This window comes from Candidatus Fusobacterium pullicola, assembly GCA_018883725.1.
In the GTDB taxonomy this organism is placed as follows: domain Bacteria; phylum Fusobacteriota; class Fusobacteriia; order Fusobacteriales; family Fusobacteriaceae; genus Fusobacterium_A; species Fusobacterium_A pullicola.
In genome coordinates this window covers 1-19,801 of the sequence record JAHLFN010000083.1, presented here as the reverse complement: position 1 = coordinate 19,801, position 19,801 = coordinate 1, and the positions used below count along the sequence as shown (strand labels likewise).

Here is a 19,801-nt window from a genome sequence, read left to right as displayed (position 1 = left end):
AGAGATGAAGAAAATTTTTACAATAATATTGAGCTTAATTCTTTCAATCTTTTCCTATGCTCTAGATGCTTATGTAGAGAAGGTATCTGATGGAGATAGCTTTGTTGTAAAAGCTAATGGAAAAAAAATGAGAGTTAGAATGTATGGGATAGATGCTCCAGAATTAAAGCAAAAATATGGAGCAGAATCAAAGAAATATTTAGAAAGTTTGATACTTAAGAAGACTGTAGAATTAAAAGTCTTATATGAGGACAAGTATAAGAGAAAAGTAGCTAGAGTTTATTTTAATAACAAAGAGATAAGTTTAGAGATGTTAAGAAGTGGAAATGCTTGGTTTTATGAGTATCATGCAGGTAAAGAGAAAAGTTATAGAAAGGCTTATGAAGAAGCTAAGAAGGAGAAAAGAGGATTGTGGAAGGATAAAAATCTAGAAAATCCTAGAGATTATAGATTAAAAAATAAAAGAGAAGAGTAAGAGGGTAAAAAATGGAAGAGATACTTAAAAAATTTAGAGAGAAGATAAAAGAAAAAAAGATGATCGAGGGAGCTTTAGCAGTATTACAGTGGGATTTAGAAACTACTACTCCAAAAAAGGGAAAAGATTATTTAGCTGAAATAGTTGGGTATCTAAGTATGAAAGAGTATATTTTGACAACGTCAAAGGAGTTTGAAGAGTGTGTAGAGTTCCTTAGTAAGAACTTAGAGAAGTTAAATGAGATAGAGAGAAAAGAGATCGAGGAACTAAAAGAGGATATAGAAAAGATGAAGAGGATCCCAGCTCAAGAGTACCAAGCTTACTCTGAATTAGTAGCTAGAACTCAAGGTGTCTGGGAAGAAGCGAAAGCAGAGAACAATTATGAAAAGTATAAGAAAAATTTAGCTAAGATATTTGAATATACTATTAAATTTGCAAACTATCATAAAAAAGATGAAAAAAATCTATATGATGTAATTTTACAAGAGTATGAAAAGGGAATGACAAGTGAAAAACTAGATGAGTTTTTTTCACTTTTAAAATCAGAGATAGTACCACTATTGAAAAAAGTTAAAGAGGCTGGAAATCCTGATAAAAAACTTCTTCAAAAAGTAGATATTGAGAAACAAAAACAGTTCAATAGATTTATAGGAGAGTATTTAGGATTTGATTTTGATAGAGGAATAGGTGCAGAGAGTGAGCATCCATTTACTATGAATATAACTAAAAATGATGTAAGGCTAACAACTAAGTATATAGAAAATAATCCTATGTCGGCAGTATTTAGTACTATCCATGAGACTGGACATGGAATATATGAGCAACAGATAGGGGATAACTTACAAGATACTATCTTAGGAACAGGTGGTTCTATGGGGATACATGAGTCTCAATCAAGATTTTATGAGAACATAATAGGAAGAGATTTTCATTTTTGGAATCACATATATAAAAGAGCTCAAGAGAGTTTTCAATTTTTAAAAGAGGTAAAGCTAGAAGATTTCTATAGAGAGATAAATTTGGTTGAACCGTCACTTATTAGAGTTGAAGCAGATGAATTAACTTATTCATTACATATTATGGTAAGATATGAGATAGAAAAGGGAATAGTAGATGGAACTATAGATGTAGATAATTTACCTAAAGTATGGAAAGAGAAGATGAAAGAGTATCTAGGAGTAGTACCAGAAACTGATAGTGAAGGAGTTATGCAAGATGTACATTGGGCAGCTGGGCTTGTAGGATATTTTCCATCTTATGCCTTAGGAAGTGCTTATTCAGCACAGATATATAACACTATGTTAAAAGAGTTAAATATAGTGGAGATATTAGAAAGAGGAGAGTTGGATAAGATAAGAGAGTGGCTTGGTGAGAAAATTCATAAATATGGAAAGTTAAAAACTACTTCTGAAATTATAAAAGAGGTTACAGGAGAGGAGTTAAATCCGAAATACTATATTGAATATTTAAAAGAGAAATATAGTAAAATATATAATATTTAGTGGGGTGGAGTATGTTAAAAAAACTACTTATATTATCTATACTCATTTTCACAACTATCTTTGGAAGTCCAGCTTATAATATTGAAAAATTAGATATAGTAGCTAATATTGAAAGAGATGGAAGTCTTGATGTAGAGGAGAGAGTTATTTATGATATAGATAAGATAAATGGTATACTTTACAATATAGATGCTTTAGGATATGGGAAACTTGAAAATTTACAAGTTTTTTATGAGGATAATGGAAGTTTAAAAAAAGCTGAGAACAGTGTAGCTCTAGCAGAGGGAAACTATAGTGTGAGCACAAGTGAGGGAGTGTATAAAATAAAACTTTATGCACCTAGTCAAAATGAGAAGAGGGAGTTTGTATTTACGTATACTCTGACAAGAGGGGTTACTGTTTATAGAGATATAGCTCAATTAAATAGGAAAATGGTAGGAAAGGATTGGCAAAGTCCAATAAAAACAATAGGAGTAACTATAAATTTGCCAGAGAGTGTAGATAAAAATGATATATATGCATTTGGACATGGACCACTTACAGGAAATATTGAGATATTGAATAGAAAAACTGTAAGATATACCTTGAATAACTACTATCCAGGAGAATTCTTAGAGGTAAATTTACTTTTTCCTAAAAATATTTTAACTGATTTTAATCCCTTATTAATGAAGAATAAAACTGCTCTAAAAGAGATATTGGATATGGAGGGAAGATTAGCTAAAGAAGCTAATGAAGTAAGGAAGAAGGCAGTAGTTGGATTATATGTTGGAAGAGCTGTATTTGGTGTTGCTATGGTTTGGTGGGTATTTTTAGCAATCTATATCTATCAAAAAAATAGCAAAAGATACAAGGTAGAAAATGAATATGGGGAGTATTTTAGAGAGTTACCAGATAATTATTCTCCAGCAGTAGCAGGAACTTTAATTTCTAAAAGATTGTATCCGGATAGTAGAGAGCTTTTTGCAACTCTATTAGATCTAGTCAGAAAAGGGTATTTAGAGCTTATAGAGGAAGGGAATAAGACTATTCTTAGACTGAAGGAGAAGACAGAGGGGATTCCAACAGATGAGGAGAAGTTCATCCTAAATTGGTATATAAGAGAGTTAGGAGATGGAGAGAGAGTTATTCTTGAAGAGATAGAAAGAGTAGTAGAAAATAGAGGAAAGGCTAAAGAATTTAATAGTAACTATGAAAGATGGAAAACTATAGTATATACAGATATGTTATCTAAAAATTTGAAAATGGATAAGAGAGATAAGTTTTCAACAACTTTAGGTGTAATTACTGGAATGACATATTTTATAGGTGGAGTTTTTATGATAAACTATTTCCAAAGTTCACTATTTATTTTAATCTCTTTATTAGGATTTATAACGATGCCTTATACTTTTTCAAGAAAAAGAGCAAGTTTAGAAAAGGAGAAGGCTATTTCAAGGTGGAAGGCTTTTAGAAAGTTTTTAGTAGACTATAGTAATTTGGAGGAGGCAAAATTAGCCTCTATTCAACTATGGGAGCATTATTTTGTCTATGCAGTAGCTCTGGGTGTGGCAGATAAGGTAGCTAAAGGGTATAAGAAGATAATGGCTCAAAAGGGAGAAAATTCAGATATAATTATGGGAAATAGTTATAGAGGAAGCTCATTGATGAGTCTATACCTATATAGCAATATGTTTAAAACTATGGAGATAAATACAGAAAGAGTAGCTCAAAGAGCTATTGAGAGTGTAGCTAAATCTTCAAATTCTTCCATCAGTGGAAAAGGTGGTGGATTTAGTGGTGGTTCCTCTGGTGGCGGAGGAGGCCGTAGTGGCGGAGGAGCATTCTAAATTTAGGAATTAGGAGGAAAATATGGTAACTATAATAGTAATTTTAGTTTTAATAGTGTTATTAATTTTAATGGGGATAGTATATCAAAATAAATTTGTAAAATTGCAAGAGAGAGTAAAAAACTCTTGGAGTCAGATAGATGTACAACTTCAAAAAAGATTTGATCTTATACCTAATCTTGTAGAGGTAGTAAAGGGATATGCAAGTCATGAAAAAGAGACATTAGAGAGAGTTATAGCTGCAAGAACTCACTATACAACGGCTGGTACTATAGATGAGAAGATAAAGGCTAGTGGTGAATTAGGAAGTGTACTGAGTAGACTTATGATGGTAACTGAGAGTTATCCAGAGTTAAAGGCAAATGCTAATTTTATGGACTTACAAAATCAACTTAAAGATATAGAGAATAAGATAGGTTTTGCACGTCAATTTTACAATGATACTGTAACAGCTTATAACCAAGCAATTAGAATGATACCAGGAAATATTTTTGCTGGAATATTTAATTTTAAAGAGGAACCATTATTTAAAGTTGAAGCTGAAGTTAGAGAGGTTCCAAAGGTAAAATTTTAGAAGGAGAGAAAAGTGAATTTAGATAATACGACGATTATATCTGTATTAGTAGTAATAATACTATGTTTTGTTTTATATAAAAATTTTAGTCTGATGTTAAAAATAGGGTTTGTTTTATTGGTTACAGGATACCTATATTATCAGTATGGACAAGGAATAATTTAATAATAGTAAAAAAAGAAGAAAATTTTACAAGAGTTAAGTAAGATTTTCTTCTTTTATATTTATGAATTTATTATGTTTTTATTGACAAATATTAACATTTTAATAAATATCCAAGTTATTAGTAGAGTTGCAAAGGTAGTAGCTACTGTAGAAAAAATATACCAAAACTCTCCTCTAGCTAAATCAAATTGCTTAATATATAGTGAATATTTTAGTATAGCAGTAGAGCTAATAGCTAAAGGGAAAGTAAATGAAGCATATACTGGAGTAAAACTCAATCTAAAAATTTTAAACATAGCTATATAGATAAGGGCAGTCATAAATAATCCTAATGGGAAAAGAAAATTTATAATTGCAGGATTAGGATTATTAAAAGCCACTAAATATCCAGCTAGACAAAGGTTAGGTGGAGCTGCCATTATAGCAAATGTAGGTAATCTAGCATCATCAATTCTTTCTACAAAGATAATTCTATATAACATAAATGGAAGCATTATAATATAGAAAAAGAATCCTATATAGAAAAGAGTATGTGCTAAAGTTGGCATATTCATAGATGTAGAATCGACACAAGCAACAACTATTCCAATAGGGGGAACAAACCAACTTGGAACCATATGGTGTAAATTCCAAGAGTTGAATCTATGGTAGATAAAAGATACGGCAAATATAAAGTGTAGAGCTATACATAGAAGCCATAGAGATTTTCCTAAAATAGGAGAAAATACATATAGCAATACAGAAAAATTCATAAGAGCCATATCTAAAGTTGGAATAAAACTTCCTAGTGTAGGGTGTTTTAATTCCTCTTTAAAAGTTTCAAAATGTAGAATATTTTTTATTATAATAGGTAATAATAATAGTAGAGAAATAAAATTACCTATATATAAGGCAACTGGATTTAATATTACAGCTAAAGCCCCACTCACTCCAGATATTCCTAAAGCTAAACCTGTAAATGCAACAGGAAGTTTTTTTAAAGTTTCTTTGATTAGAATCATAATATGCCCTCCTAAGTATAATTAAAATTTCTTATTTACAAGAATATTATAATATTTTTTTATAATAAAGTCTATATAAATATTAGAAAAATTTATAATTCTTTTTTTATATATAATAAAAAATTATTATGATGATTGTAAAGAGATATTGAGAGTGCTTATAAAAATAAAACTCAAGAACATTTTTTATCCTTGAGTTTTACATTGTATTTAATTAACTTTTAGTAAAATTTAGTTTTTCCAAACTTTACTGCTCTACTTCTAAATGGAAGGTATAGTAAATAAGTAAGTATAATATATATCAATTCTACTACAATAATATAATAAGGCCATTCACCAAAGTAGTTTAGAGGTGAAGAAAAACTAGGAACTCTGTTGACATATAAATAATTTGTTCCAAGATGTACATTTAAGAAATAAACACCCAAGCATATAATATTAATAGTAAAAAATGCTGTGAAATACCCCCATATAGCCGGTCTAAAACTAAAATATAGATAGAAATAAGCAACAGCAAAAAGAATATAAAAATGTGTGATGAAAAAACTTACTGTCATAAAATTTGGAAAAGAGTATTTTACATCTGGGGTAGCAACGGCAAAGATTGCTCCAACACTCCAATAAAAACATAATTGAAATAGAGATTTTGAACCACTTAACATCATAATTATAACAAAAATTAAAGTGATATTACAAAGATGAAGGGGTAAAAGCTCAAAAATTTCTTCATTATTGTATAGATGTCTATAGCTTAATTCAGCTAATTTAAGAATAAATATTACGATTGCTGTAATTTTTGCAAAATATCTTTTGTCAAAAAAGTTAGCAATAAAGAGTAAAAATATAAAAAATATAATATTTGAAAAAATTAAGACAAAATGCTCATTACTAAAAAGTTTAAAAGTTTCCATTATCTCTCTCCTCTTATTTATGAAATCCTAGATCAGCTGGATTATAATCTCCAGAAATATATTCTATAGTTCCACCAGCAAGCTCAAATTTTTTTCTAGCTTCAATAACTTTTAAAATTAAATCAACAGTTTCGGTAGAAAGATTATCTTTTTTAAAGATTCCCTTTGACCAAAAATAGATAACTAGGTTGCTATCTCCATATATATTTTTATAGTTTGCTTTAGTAGCAATATCAAGAGCTAGGAAAAGACCTAAAAGTTCACCATAATTATTAGTTTTTTCCTTTCCTAAATGAATATTTCCAAATTCATTAGGTATGTATCCTAAAGAGTTAAACTGTAAGAGAGGGGTTCCATTTACATCTGTAACTCTAGTTTCTACCCCTATTCCTCTACCAGTACCGGCATCAAAATAGATTCCAGTTGGAAGTTCCTTTTGAATATCTTTTTTTATCTCAGCTTTTTTTTCATAATTAGCTCCAGATTCTAACCACTTTTTACACTCTACTTCGCTAGGAAAAGATTTGTATCTAGCTTTTTTTCCATGAACTAAGTTTTTACACTCATCCCAAGTATCAACAATTCCAAAAGTTTTTTCATTTTCTAAGAAATATGCATAAAATTTTTTTGCCACAATTATCCTCCAAAAAATTCTTCATAAGGATATATTACCTTAAAAAATAAAAATTTACAAATTTTTTTAAAAGATATCAAAAAATAGTTGCACAAATTCAAGAATTGTGATAAAATAACTTCGATATTAAGAAAAATTTTTGTAGGAAGGTGAAAATATGAAAAACGGAATTCATCCAAAATATGAAGTTATAACTGTTGAATGTACTTGTGGAGAGAAATTCGAAACTAGATCAACATATTCTAAAGGGAGCGAACTTAAAATAGCTGTATGTTCAAAATGCCATCCATTCTATACTGGAAAAGCTAAGTTCATCGATGCAGCTGGAAGAGTTGACAAATTCAACAAAAAATATAGCATTAAAAAATAGTTTAATGATGAGAAGGGTAGGATTTAATATCCTACTCTTTTGTTTTAAAAAATTACTTAAATAAATATTTTTCTTTTAGAAAAAATATAGTATAATAACTATATAATAAAAATATAAGGAGGAACAAATGGCAGTAATAGAGATTAATCACCCACTAATTCAACATAAATTAACAATAATGAGAAGTATTGAAACGGATACTAAATCATTTAGAGAAAATCTAAATGAGATAGCTAAACTTATGACATATGAAGCAACAAAAAATCTTAAATTACAAGATAAAGAGGTTACTACACCACTTATGGCAACAGTGGGATGTGAACTTCAAGATAGATTAGCTATTGTACCAATTTTAAGAGCTGGACTAGGGATGACAGATGGAATATTAGATCTTATACCAACAGCAAAAATTGGGCATATAGGAGTATATAGAAATGAAGAAACTTTAGAACCAGTATATTATTACTGCAAGCTTCCTGTAGATATAACTTCAAGAAAGGTAATAGTTGTAGATCCTATGCTAGCGACAGGAGGATCCGCTGTTTATGCAATTGATTATTTAAAAAATCAAGGAGTAAAAGATATTATATTTATGTGTCTTGTAGCTGCTCCAGAGGGAATAGCAAAATTGTTAAATAAACATCCAGATGTAGCTATATATACAGCTAAGATAGACCAAGGACTTACAGCAGAGGGATATATATACCCAGGACTTGGAGATTGTGGAGATAGAATATTTGGAACAAAATAGTATCTTTTAAATTAAAAAATAAATAAGTGTAATAAAGAAGAAAGATTCACCTCTAATTAAAGAGAGAAATTTTTCTTCTTTTTTTTAAAAACTACAAAGGTGATGAAGTGGAAAAAAAGTTATTAAATATATTACAAGATGGAGAAAAGAGAATAATTGGTCAAGAGAGATATATAAATTCAGCAGTTTTTATAGGAATACTAACAATGGAGAAAAGTGAGTATATCGTATTGGAAAAAAGAGCTCTTCATATAAGACAGGGAGGGGAGATATCTTTTCCTGGTGGAAAATATGAGGTGAGTGATAAAACAACTGAGAATACAGCTATTAGAGAAACAATAGAGGAATTAGGGGTATCAAAGGAAAAGATAAGGGTATTAGGAAAATTTGGAACGTTGGTAAGCCCTAATGGAATAATATTAGAAGTTTATGCTGGGTATATAGATATAGAGTCTATAGAGGAGTTAAATTATAATAGAAATGAAGTTGAAAGAGTTCTTTTAGTACCAATAGATTTTTTTAGAAACAATATTCCAAGAGTAGAGAAAATAGGAGTAGAAAATAAGCCACTTTTTTCAACAAGTGAGTTAAAGCTACCAGCTAGATATGGGAGTTCATGGTCTGGAAGAGAAAGAGAGGTCTATTTTTATAATTTTCAAGGAGAGATGATTTGGGGACTTACAGCAGAGATTATATATGAGTTTATAGAACTATATACAAAAGAAAGAGTAGAGACAAATTTTTAAACATTTGCAACTCACTATATAAATATGATAAAATATATACAGAAAATAAACTTGCTATATGGGAGGTAGTATTATGATATTGAGTAGAGAGACAGCAGCAAGAGTAATAGAAGAGTTAAAATTACAAGGTAAAAAAGTTGTATTTACAAATGGTTGTTTTGATATTTTACATGTTGGACATTTAAGATATCTAAATGAAGCTAAAAAACAGGGAGATGTTCTTATAGTAGGAGTAAATTCAGATAAGTCTGTAAGGAGTTTAAAAGGTCCTACTAGACCTATAAATAATGAGATAGATAGAGCTGAGATGTTATCTGGATTGAAAGCTGTAGATTTTACACTTATATTTGATGAGTTAACTCCAATAGAAACATTGGAAAAGATAAAGCCATCTATTCATGTTAAAGGTGGAGATTATACAAAAGATCAACTTCCAGAAACAGCAGTAGTTGAAAAAAATGGTGGAGAAGTAAGAATACTATCTTTTGTAGATGGAAAATCAACTACTAATATAGTAAAAAAGATACAATTTAAAGATGAAAAAAAGGGAGGAGAAAATGAATAAAGTTCTCACATTTGAGGAGTTAAATCTGTTAGCGGAGAAGTTGGCAGACTTTTCTAGTGAAAATACAGTTATAGCTCTTATAGGAGATTTAGGAACTGGAAAGACAACATTTTCTCAAAAATTTGCAAAGAGATTAGGTGTTAATGAAAATATTAAAAGCCCAACATTTAACTATGTCTTAGAATATCTTGACGGAAGATTACCACTATATCATTTTGATGTTTATCGTTTAGGTGAAGCGGAGGAAATATATGAGGTAGGGTATGAGGACTATTTAAATAGTGGTGGAGTACTTCTTATAGAATGGGCAAATATTATAGAGAGTGAGTTACCGAAAGAGTATATAGAGGTGAAACTTAACTACCATACTGAAAACACTCGTGAAGTTGAAATAAGATATGTGGGAAATGAAGAGAAAGAGAGGGAGATGTTAAACTATGTTGGTTTTAGCAATTGATACATCTACTAAGATAGGAAGTGTTTCTCTTTATGATGATAAAATAGGAGTCATTGGAGAATTAAATCTTTATATAAAAGTAAATCATTCAGCTGTAATAATGAATATGATAGATAATTTATTTAAGATGACAAAACTTTCGATAAAAGATGTAGATAGGGTGGCTGTATCTGTAGGACCTGGTTCTTTTACAGGAATAAGAATAGGGGTAGCTGTAGCTAAGGGATTGTGCTATGGTACAAAGAAAAGTATAGTTGGAATAAATGAATTAGATCTACTAGTTCAAAATATAGAAGCTGGAGAGGGAATTGTAATCCCACTTTTAGATGCCAGAAAAGAGAGAGTATATTACTCAATTTATGAAAAAAAAGAAGGATTTAAGAGAGTTACAGAGTATAAAGATGGAGAGCTGAAAACTCTTTTAGAAGAGGTTAAAGATAAGAAAGTAATTTTCTGTGGAGATGGAGCTACTGTATATGAGAAAGTAATAAAAGATAGTATGGGAGAAAATGCTATAATTATCTCAAAGGGAAATTCTATTCCAAGAAGTGTTTTAGCAGCTCAATTAGCTGTTGAGATGGAAGAGGAAAATTTATATACTTTAGAGCCATTCTATGTTAATAAATCTCAAGCTGAAAGAGAAAAAGAGGAAAGAGAAGCAAAAGAAAAGAATAGTAAATAAAATATGGTTAAAAAAATCTTGTAGGGAAGGATATTTAGATAATTTAAGAGGTGAAATAATGTTAGTAAAAAAATGGAGATGTACAGTTTGTGATGAGTTATTTGATTATGATAAGAAGCCTGCTACTTGCCCAGTTTGTGGTGTAGGTCAAGAGCTTTTTGAATTAGTAGAGGTAGATGTATCTGCTAACTCTATTGAAAGAGAAGTAGATGTAATTATTATAGGTGGTGGAGTAGCTGCTGTAAATGCTGCCGATACAATAAGTACAAGAAATAAAAAAGCGAGAATAACAATAATCTCGAAGGAAAAGTATCTACCATATTACAGAACAAGACTTACTGAGATATTAGATACAGATATACCAATGGAGAGAATGGAGATAAAGAAACAAAGTTGGTATGATGAAAGAAATATAAAGGTTATGTTAAATGAGGAAGTTACTGCTATTTTGTGTGAAGAGAAAGCAGTTACTATCTCAAATGGAGAAAAATTAAAGTATGATTTCTTAGTTATAGCAAGTGGTGCTAGATGTTTTGTTCCACCTTTTGAAAATAAAGAATTAGCTGGAGTAAAAGTTATAAGAGAGTTAGAAGAGACTCTAGAGATAAAAGAGATAGCTAAAAAATGTAAAAATGTTGTTGTAATAGGAGGAGGGGTTCTTGGATTAGAAGCTGCTTGGGGAATAAAGAACTTAGGAGCTAATGTAACAGTATTAGAGGTTATGCCAAGAGTTTTACCTAAACAATTAGATGAAAAAGGAAGTGCTCTTTTAGAGAGAATGATAAAAACTTCAGGAGTTAATATATTAACTGGAGTAGAGATAAAAGGATTTGCTGGAGATGGAAAAGTAGAGAAAGTTCTTTTAAAAGATGGTAAAGAAATTGAAGCTGAGCTTGTAATAATAAGTGCTGGAATAGCTCCAAATAAAGAGTTTGCTATTTCAAGTGGTATAGAAGTAAATAGAGGAATTATAGTAAATGAAAGAATGGAAACATCTCTTAAAGATGTTTATGCTTGTGGAGATATAGCTGAGTACAATGGAAGAATAATTGGACTTTGGCAAGTAGCTATGGAACAAGGAAAGATAGTTGGAGCAAATATTTGTGGAGATGAAAAAGTTTATACTGAGCAAATACAACCACTAAGTTTTGAAGGAATGAATACACAACTTCTTTCTATTGGTGAGGTAAAATGTCAAGCTGATTGTACAGAGATTGTAGAAGATTATAATGAAACAAGAGATATGTATAAAAAATTCTTCTTTAAAAATGATATATTAAAAGGAGCCCTTTTAATTGGGGATATTTCAAAATCTGTAGCTGTAATAAAAGCTGTTAGAGAAGAGACTAGAAAAAATCAAATTTTAATAAAAATTTATAATTAATACTTGATTTTTTTTAAAATTAAGGTAAAATTATAAGCGAGCAACTTCTAACTACTAAAATTAAGAATTTTCAGAAATTAGGAGGATAAATTGAATACTTTAATAAATTTAGATGATACAAATTTTAGTGAAAGTATTAAAGATGAAAAAGGTCTTATAATTTTAAACTTCATTGCAGATTGGTGTGGACCATGTAAAATAATGACTCCTATTTTAGAAACTATATCTAAAGAGGAAAGTATAAAGATATTTAAGGTAAATGTAGATGAAAATCCAAATTTAGCTACTGAATTTGGAATTACAAGTGTACCTGTTACTATGTTTATGAATGCAGGGAATAAAATTTGTCAAATAAATGGACTAAAATCCAAAGAAGAACTTAGAGAAAAATTATATGAGCTAAGATAATGGAGACTGAGGGTGTTGCATTTAAAAAATTGCAACAGCCCCAGTTTTTATTTTTGTAGGAAAAATGAAAAACCTATGTAAATTATTTTATAAATATGGTATAATTACCTAATAGTATTTAGTTTGGAGAGAGGACTTCAGTTATGAGAGATAAAATAAGGTTAGCGGTAGCATTTATAGTTGTATCACTGACTATATTGGGACTGGATAAGTTACCAGTGATAGGTGATATATCAAGCTCTGGGGTAGAACTAAAAAAAGAGAGAGAGGGTTCTATTCTAGCGGGAACAGATGAAGTTGAAATAGATTTAATTAATAATACAATGAAATCAAAGAATGGTCTAAATCTAAAACAAGGAGATTTAGAGTTAAAAACTTATGATTTAAAAAGAGATATAGAAAAAAATAGAGCCTATATCAATGGAGAGTTACAAACTCTTTTTTCCAATGATATGGGAGATATTAGCTTACAATCTTTAAAAGGTGGAGAAGTAGCTTTAGATGGAAGTGAAGGAACCTTTTATAACAACTACGGATATTTAGAAGTAGGTAAAGTAACAGGTGCAGAAAAACCAAATGATAAAATATATTTTGGTGGAGATAAAGTTGAATATAGAGATAGTAAAATATTTATAAATAATGGTTGGTTGACTACTGATTATAAGATAGCTGATACAAGAGATCCAAATAATGCTGGATACCATTTTTTATCTGAACAAATGATAATTGAGCCAGAGAAACAGATCACTTTAAAAAATAGTGATTTTTATATTGAAGATGAAAGTAAACTTCCATTTAGATTTCCTTGGTTTAGAGCTAATATTAGACAAGGTTCATTGGTACCACTTTTTCCTCAATGGGGAAGTGATGATTATTATGGTTGGAATACTAGCTGGGGATTTTTATATGGAGATAGAGGAGATAAGTATGTAGGAGGATTTGCTCCAAAATTTGCTGATAGAATGGGATTTCTAGTAGGAAGATGGGAAAATTGGTATAAGACTGATAATTTTGGTACTATGAAATTGGATATTGATGATTGGTTAGTTTACTCAAAAGAGGGAAGTTTAAAAAATGGAGCTTCTGTAGGTGAACAGATAGAACATGAAGAGAGAAGTAAAAGATATAGAGTAAATTATATACATGATTATCATGGAGATAAGGGAACACTTTATTTTAACACAATTAATGCCACTTATAATATGATACCTAGATTAGATGATATAGTAATAGATTATGCAAATAAAGGAAAGTTTGGAACTACTGAAGCAGAAGGAGAAAGACCAAATTTAACCAATACAATGAGTTTTTTCAGTATGGATGCTGATTTAAAGAATCTAGGTGAAGATGGAGATATCAGCTTAAAAAGTAGATTAAAATTAACTGATGATAAAAAGACATATGCGTTGATGGTGTATGATGAGGTAGATGATATCTCTTATGGAAGTACAATAGATAATAAGCTATTTAGCCAAGTTGAATTAACAAAGGATAACAACGATTATAAAATTGGTGGATATTACAATTATCTATATGATATGGACCCAGGTTCTACCTTAAACGATACTCAATCAAGAGCTGAAGATTTTGGATTTGAATTTTTAGATAAGGATACAAAAATAGGTTTCTCTTATGATGAAAAAAATGGAGATAGATTTAGAAGATTAGGACTATGGGAAAGAGATCCAAACTTAGATAATTTACTTAGATATAAAAGTATGTATGGGACTAACTTCATAGCAGATTATTCTCCTAGTACAATAAGAGAGTATAGTAAGTATGATACTAAGGATTTAAGAGTATCTTTAGGTGAATATGATTTCTATGGAGATTATAAGATAAAACCTGGATATGATTACTACTCTGAAATTAGAGTGTTAGATTTACAAGATGATCCACTAAGAAAAGATGTTATTAAGGGAAATGCTAGAGATAAACAATATAATAGATTTGAAAATATTATCTATAGCGATTTTGAGCAACAGAGAGGATATGTAAACATATTTGATGAGACTACAAAATTCTCATTTGCTGGTGGACAGACAAAGGAAGAGTTTTGGGATAGAACAGGAATATATACTGCTGATGGATATAGAAAATATGTAAACGAGTCAGATTTTTATGAAGTGAGTGCTGAAAGAAATGAGATAGATTTAGATAATTTTGGAGAGCTTGCTCTATTTGGTGGATTAAGATACGATAAGTATACTAAAGGATACAATCCATACAGCAATAAAGGTAGAGGGAATTATGCAACTGGTGAGGATTCTACAGTAAGAACACAATTGAAATTAAATCATACAATGACTCTATTTAACAATGAGGATAATGTCAATAGAAGTGTTGATTTATCTATGGCTAATAATTTAACATTGTTCTATCAAAGATATGATTATGATTCAGGAAATGTAGATTTTGGCAGTGATACTGATGGCAGAAGTGCTAAATATATCAGATTGAAAAATAAGGACAATATTTACCAAGTTGTAGATTCTGTTAGTACAACAATAGGAAATACAGAAACTATTTATACTGTGGACTATAAAAGAGCAGAAAATCCAGCAACTAAAGAGTTGAATAGTGAAGCTATAAAAAATGACTTAGAGTTTAAAATAGATGGAGATAAATCAGTTGTATTAAATTATGGACAGGATAAAAAATATACTGATGAAACAAGAGATAGAGAAAACTATAACTATTATACTTTTAGAAATTATGGAATAGATTATTATATAGCTCAACATAAGCTATCTTATCAAAATAATACTATTGATTCAAAGGTATGGGATATAGGAAATAGTGATGGTAAATACTATATAAATGGATTTGAGTATGATGCACCGGATAATTCTAAAGAAAGAATTACATTAAATACATACTCATATGAATATAGTTTTGACGAAAACAAACTAGGACTAGATTTTAGTGAAGGTAGAGATAAAAGAAAGAACTATACCACTTTAGAAAAAGAATTAGATGTTAAAAATCAAATTTACGGATTATCGTTCTTAGATGGAGGAGAGGTAGAAAATTACTATAGAGCTACTTATGAAATATATGATCATAGTGAGCCTGGAGCTAAAAATTTAAGTTTAGATGGAACAAAATATAACAGTAGAAACTCTGATATAATCTCATTTAGATATGAATACAGAGATAAGAGATTTACAGATGAGGAACTTAGAAGATATGCTAAAATAGAGTATGATAAAGACTCTACCTCACTTACTCCACAAGAGATATATAGAGTAAGAGATATATTAAGAAATAGAGAAAGAAATCATGTAGATTTTAAACTAAATAGAAGTATTTATGATAATTTTACGGATATGGGAGATTATAAACGTAATTTTAAAGTAAATTTAATGTTACAAAGAAATGAAGCGAGATATAAGAGAACAGGAGATTATTGGGATTCTCTTGAAGAGACTCAATTTAAAATTTTCTATTCCCAAAATAGATTTGGTATAGGATATGAAGTTGAAGAAAACTCTAATTGGAAAAATAGTAAGTGGACAAGAATTGATAGAGAGCATAAATTAAGTCTAGTTACTAAGATAGGAAAACCAAGTGAGGGTTGGATTTTAAAAACTTATGCTAAATTTTATGAAGACTTAACAGACAGAGTAAAAGATGATGAAAGAAGAAGAAAATCATCACTTGATGGTATAGGAATTGAGATAGGAAAAGAGATGGGTTACTATCAATGGTCAGTGGCATTCGAGAAAGAGTATGTATTGAGTGCTAGAGATTATGAGTGGAGAGCAGCTCTTCAATTTACACTACTTACATTCCCAGCTAATCCAATATTTGGATTTGGAGCTGAAACAGACGCTAAACAACATACTGATCCACAACTATATATGTTTGATGGATTAAAAGTAGAAAAGGTAATAGATTAGAAAAAATTGAAAAATTGATGTAATAGGAGGAAGAAAGATGAAAGCAATATTACCAAGCGGAGACGTAAAAGAGTTCGAAGGAGAGGTAAATCTATTTACTATAGCTAAAAGTATAAGTAACTCTCTTGCTAAAAAATCAGTTGCTGCTAAAGTAAATGATGAATTAGTAGATATGTCAACTGTGATAGATGGAGAGGCTAGAGTGGAATTTATCACTCCAGAAACTGAAGAGGGAGAAGAGGTAATAAGACACTCTACTGCACACCTTATGGCACAAGCAGTAGTTAGATTATTTCCAGGAACAAAGGTAGCTATAGGACCAGCTATTGAAAATGGATTCTATTACGATTTTGATCCAAAAGTACAATTTACAGAGGAAGATTTAGCTAAAATAGAAGCTGAAATGAAAAAAATTGTAAAAGAAAATGAAAAAATTGAAAGAATAATGATGACTAGAGAAGAGGCTATAAAGCACTTTGAAGAGCTAGGAGAAGAGTATAAAGTAGAAATTATAAAGGAAATAGCTCAAGGAGAGATGTTATCTTTCTATAAACAAGGTGAGTTTATGGATCTATGTAGAGGACCTCACGTTCCATCTACTTCTTACCTAAAAGCTTTCAAATTAAAATCAGTAGCAGGAGCTTATTGGAGAGGAGACTCTAACAATAAGATGTTACAAAGAATATATGGATTTGCTTTTGCAGATGAAAAAAGATTAAAAGATTACTTAACTCTATTAGAGGAAGCTGAGAAAAGAGACCACAGAAAATTAGGAAAAGAGTTAGATCTATTCTTTATAAGTGAATATGGACCAGGATTCCCAATATTCTTACCAAAGGGAATGGCTATAAGAAATACTCTTATCAATTTATGGAAAAGAGAGCATACTCTTGCTGGATATACAGAGATAATGACTCCAATAATGTTAAATAAAGAGTTATGGGAAACTTCAGGACACTGGTTCAACTATAGAGAGAATATGTATACATCTACAATAGATGAGACAGAATTTGCTATAAAACCAATGAACTGTCCAGGGGGAGTAATTACTTATAAACATCAATTACACTCATATAAAGATTTACCTATTAGATGTGGAGAGTTAGGAACTGTTCATAGACATGAGTTCTCAGGAGCTTTACATGGACTTATGAGAGTTAGAAGCTTTACTCAAGATGATGCTCATATCTTCATGACACCTGATCAAATTGAAAGTGAAATCATTGGAGTAGTAAATCTAATTGATAAATTCTATAGTAAACTATTTGGATTTGAATATCATATAGAATTATCTACAAAACCAGAAAAAGCTATCGGTTCAGATGAGATCTGGGAAAAGGCAGAAGCAGCTTTAGCAGGAGCATTAGATAAAATTGGTAAACCATATAAATTAAATCCAGGAGATGGAGCTTTCTATGGACCAAAATTAGACTTCAAAATTAAAGATGCTATTGGAAGAACTTGGCAATGTGGAACTATCCAATTAGACTTTAACTTACCTGAAAGATTCGATATAAGCTATATAGGTGAAGATGGAGAGAAACATAGACCAGTAATGATACATAGAGTTGTGTATGGTTCAATAGAGAGATTTATAGGAATCTTAATAGAGCACTATGCAGGAGCTTTCCCATTATGGTTAGCACCAACTCAAGTAAAACTATTAACTATCAATGATGATACTGTTCCTTATGCTCAAGAAATTTATAGAGCTTTATTAGAAAGAGGAATCAGAGTTGAATTAGATGATAGAGCTGAGTCTATAGGATATAAAATAAGAGAAGCTAATGGAAAATATAAGATACCAGTTCAATTAATCATTGGTAAAAATGAGGTTGAAAATAGAGAAGTTAATATCAGAAGAAGAGGTTCTCAAGAGCAAACTTCTATGAAACTTGGTGAATTCTTAGATATGATCGTTGAAGAAGCTCAAGTAAAATTTGATAAATAATTTATTTAGTAAATTATGATAAATAAAAAATAATTAGAGCAAGTTTGGCAAGTTTATACTGAGCTATACTTGCTCTTTATTCTTTGGAGTAAAGGGAGGTGAAATATTGAAATTAGATAAAAATATAAAATTAATTTTAAAGATACTACAAGAAAATGGACAGGGCTATATAGTAGGTGGATTTATAAGAGATACTCTTCTAGGATTAGAACCAAAGGATTGTGATTTTGTTACAGATATTGAGTATGATAAATTATTAAATATTTTTAAAGAGTATTATCCTAAAGAGATAGGAAAGCATTTCGGAATTATTCAAATAAAAATAGATGGAGTACATTATGAGATAGCTAAAATGAGGCAAGATAAGGGAATTCCAAAGGAAAGAAAAGAACAGGAGATAGAGTTTACTAAAAATATATATGATGATTTAAAAAGACGTGATTTTACAATTAATGCAATAGCTTATGATGGAAAAGAGTTCTATTATGGAGATGAAAATTCTAAAAAAGATATAGAAGAGAAGATATTAAGGTTTGTAGGAGTGTGTAAAAGAAGAATAGAGGAAGATCCTTTAAGAATCTTGAGATATTTTAGATTTTTATCTACAAAGGATTTGAAATATTTAATTGAAGATATTAAAGAGATTTCAAAATATTCTCAATTGATAAAAGAACTTTCCTCTGAAAGAGTAAGAGAGGAATTAAATAAGATAATGGTAGGGAAAAATGCTCATATTATTTTAGAAATTTTAGCTAATGAGGGTATATTGGAGATAATTATTCCAGAGTGGAAAGAGTATAGAGGAGATAAAGAAAAAAGTGATGATATTTTTCACTTTTTAAGTGAGGCTGATAGTGATCTAATTGTAAGACTTGTAATTCTTTTTCATAACTTAGAACAAATGGTAAAAAAAATAATGATAAGATTACGATATGATAAAAAAAGTATAGAGCTAGTATATAAGCTTATAAAATATCAAGTAATTCCAAAGGAACTTGATGAAGTAATCTTTATTAAAAAAATGATGAATCAATTAGAATATGAGGATATACAGAGGTATTTTAAGGTATTAAAGGCAAAGAAAAAAGCTAATAATTTAGAACAGATAGAGAGATTAGAAAAAATATTCCAAAATATTGTTGAAAAACAACTTCCAGTAAAAATAAAGGATTTAAAAATAACTGGAAAAGATCTACTAGAAAATGGAATAGTGGCAGGAAAAACAGTAGGAGAGATATTAAATTATTTATTAGAAAAAGTCTTAGAGTATCCAGAGTACAACAGTAAAGAAAAATTATTAGAACTAGCTCACAATTATTTAGATATGAAGTTAGTTAAAAAAAATTTCAAAATAAAAACAGAGGTAACTACTCAGGTCTATAATTAAAAAACTAAGACTTTCTTCAAAAAATTTGAAGAAGGTCTTTTTTTGTTGCCAAAAATATGATATACTATTTAAGTACTTTTTTGATTAGGAGGTGAACCATTATGAAA

General features: G+C 29.8%; 19 protein-coding genes. 16 read left to right on the top strand and 3 right to left on the bottom strand.

The features are described 5' to 3' along the window. Nucleotides 1-4: 4 nt before the first annotated feature. The 5 genes from IAA47_09555 to IAA47_09535 are packed head-to-tail and all read left to right on the top strand — an operon-like array spanning nt 5 to nt 4,545. Nucleotides 5-475 carry a thermonuclease family protein gene (locus IAA47_09555; GenBank protein ID MBU3843207.1) on the top strand — a complete coding sequence of 157 codons (471 nt, stop codon included), beginning with the start codon at nt 5-7 and terminating at the stop codon, nt 473-475. An 11-nt stretch (nt 476-486) separates the two neighbouring features. Next, nucleotides 487-1,977, top strand: a complete 1,491-nt coding sequence (locus IAA47_09550) for a carboxypeptidase M32 (GenBank protein ID MBU3843206.1) — start codon at nt 487-489, stop codon at nt 1,975-1,977. An 11-nt stretch (nt 1,978-1,988) separates the two neighbouring features. Continuing rightward, a complete protein-coding gene (locus IAA47_09545) occupies nt 1,989-3,806 on the top strand; it encodes a DUF2207 domain-containing protein (protein ID MBU3843205.1) in 1,818 nt (605 codons plus the stop codon). Between the two features lie 22 nt (nt 3,807-3,828). Then, on the top strand, nt 3,829-4,380 hold the full coding sequence (locus IAA47_09540; GenBank protein ID MBU3843204.1) for a LemA family protein: 552 nt from the start codon (nt 3,829-3,831) through the stop codon (nt 4,378-4,380). A 12-nt stretch (nt 4,381-4,392) separates the two neighbouring features. Further along, complete coding sequence (locus IAA47_09535) at nt 4,393-4,545, top strand: hypothetical protein (protein MBU3843203.1); 153 nt, start codon at nt 4,393-4,395, stop codon at nt 4,543-4,545. Nucleotides 4,546-4,604: 59 nt separating this feature from the next. Here IAA47_09535 and IAA47_09530 read toward each other — a convergent pair whose 3' ends face one another. The 3 genes from IAA47_09530 to IAA47_09520 all read right to left on the bottom strand — a co-directional run bounded on the left by IAA47_09530 (nt 4,605) and on the right by IAA47_09520 (nt 7,094). Beyond that, nucleotides 4,605-5,546 carry a TDT family transporter gene (locus tag IAA47_09530; protein ID MBU3843202.1) on the bottom strand — a complete coding sequence of 314 codons (942 nt, stop codon included), beginning with the start codon at nt 5,544-5,546 and terminating at the stop codon, nt 4,605-4,607. A 221-nt stretch (nt 5,547-5,767) separates the two neighbouring features. Then, nucleotides 5,768-6,457, bottom strand: a complete 690-nt coding sequence (locus tag IAA47_09525) for a TIGR02206 family membrane protein (GenBank protein MBU3843201.1) — start codon at nt 6,455-6,457, stop codon at nt 5,768-5,770. A gap of 13 nt (nt 6,458-6,470) precedes the next feature. Further along, the gene (locus tag IAA47_09520) at nt 6,471-7,094 is read right to left on the bottom strand and encodes a ribonuclease H family protein (protein ID MBU3843200.1); all 624 of its coding nucleotides are present in this window, start codon (nt 7,092-7,094) and stop codon (nt 6,471-6,473) included. A 154-nt stretch (nt 7,095-7,248) separates the two neighbouring features. Here IAA47_09520 and rpmE point away from each other — a divergent pair, with 154 nt between their 5' ends. The 11 genes from rpmE (at nt 7,249) to IAA47_09465 (ending at nt 19,694) form a co-directional block, all read left to right on the top strand. Continuing rightward, complete coding sequence (gene rpmE, locus IAA47_09515; GenBank protein ID MBU3843199.1) at nt 7,249-7,461, top strand: 50S ribosomal protein L31; 213 nt, start codon at nt 7,249-7,251, stop codon at nt 7,459-7,461. Nucleotides 7,462-7,588: 127 nt separating this feature from the next. Then, nucleotides 7,589-8,212 (top strand): uracil phosphoribosyltransferase, encoded by a 624-nt coding sequence (upp, locus tag IAA47_09510; protein ID MBU3843198.1) that lies wholly within the window; start codon nt 7,589-7,591, stop codon nt 8,210-8,212. Nucleotides 8,213-8,319: 107 nt separating this feature from the next. Next, nucleotides 8,320-8,958, top strand: coding sequence for a CoA pyrophosphatase (locus tag IAA47_09505; protein ID MBU3843197.1), 639 nt, complete (start codon nt 8,320-8,322; stop codon nt 8,956-8,958). Nucleotides 8,959-9,031: 73 nt separating this feature from the next. Beyond that, nucleotides 9,032-9,523 (top strand): D-glycero-beta-D-manno-heptose 1-phosphate adenylyltransferase, encoded by a 492-nt coding sequence (rfaE2, locus tag IAA47_09500; GenBank protein MBU3843196.1) that lies wholly within the window; start codon nt 9,032-9,034, stop codon nt 9,521-9,523. Beyond that, complete coding sequence (gene tsaE, locus IAA47_09495; protein MBU3843195.1) at nt 9,516-9,980, top strand: tRNA (adenosine(37)-N6)-threonylcarbamoyltransferase complex ATPase subunit type 1 TsaE; 465 nt, start codon at nt 9,516-9,518, stop codon at nt 9,978-9,980. Before rfaE2 ends, tsaE begins: the two co-directional genes overlap by 8 nt. Next, a complete protein-coding gene (gene tsaB, locus IAA47_09490) occupies nt 9,961-10,662 on the top strand; it encodes a tRNA (adenosine(37)-N6)-threonylcarbamoyltransferase complex dimerization subunit type 1 TsaB (protein MBU3843194.1) in 702 nt (233 codons plus the stop codon). Before tsaE ends, tsaB begins: the two co-directional genes overlap by 20 nt. Nucleotides 10,663-10,720: 58 nt before the next feature. After that, nucleotides 10,721-12,046 carry an FAD-dependent oxidoreductase gene (locus IAA47_09485; protein ID MBU3843193.1) on the top strand — a complete coding sequence of 442 codons (1,326 nt, stop codon included), beginning with the start codon at nt 10,721-10,723 and terminating at the stop codon, nt 12,044-12,046. A gap of 90 nt (nt 12,047-12,136) precedes the next feature. Beyond that, nucleotides 12,137-12,454: a conjugal transfer protein TraF gene (gene traF / locus IAA47_09480; GenBank protein ID MBU3843192.1), complete on the top strand. Its 318-nt coding sequence runs from the start codon at nt 12,137-12,139 to the stop codon at nt 12,452-12,454. Between the two features lie 143 nt (nt 12,455-12,597). Then, nucleotides 12,598-16,356, top strand: a complete 3,759-nt coding sequence (locus IAA47_09475; GenBank protein MBU3843191.1) for a hypothetical protein — start codon at nt 12,598-12,600, stop codon at nt 16,354-16,356. 37 nt (nt 16,357-16,393) lie between these two features. Next, nucleotides 16,394-18,307: a threonine--tRNA ligase gene (thrS, locus tag IAA47_09470; GenBank protein ID MBU3843190.1), complete on the top strand. Its 1,914-nt coding sequence runs from the start codon at nt 16,394-16,396 to the stop codon at nt 18,305-18,307. A 106-nt stretch (nt 18,308-18,413) separates the two neighbouring features. Next, complete coding sequence (locus IAA47_09465; protein ID MBU3843189.1) at nt 18,414-19,694, top strand: CCA tRNA nucleotidyltransferase; 1,281 nt, start codon at nt 18,414-18,416, stop codon at nt 19,692-19,694. The last annotated feature ends 107 nt before the right edge of the window (nt 19,695-19,801 follow it).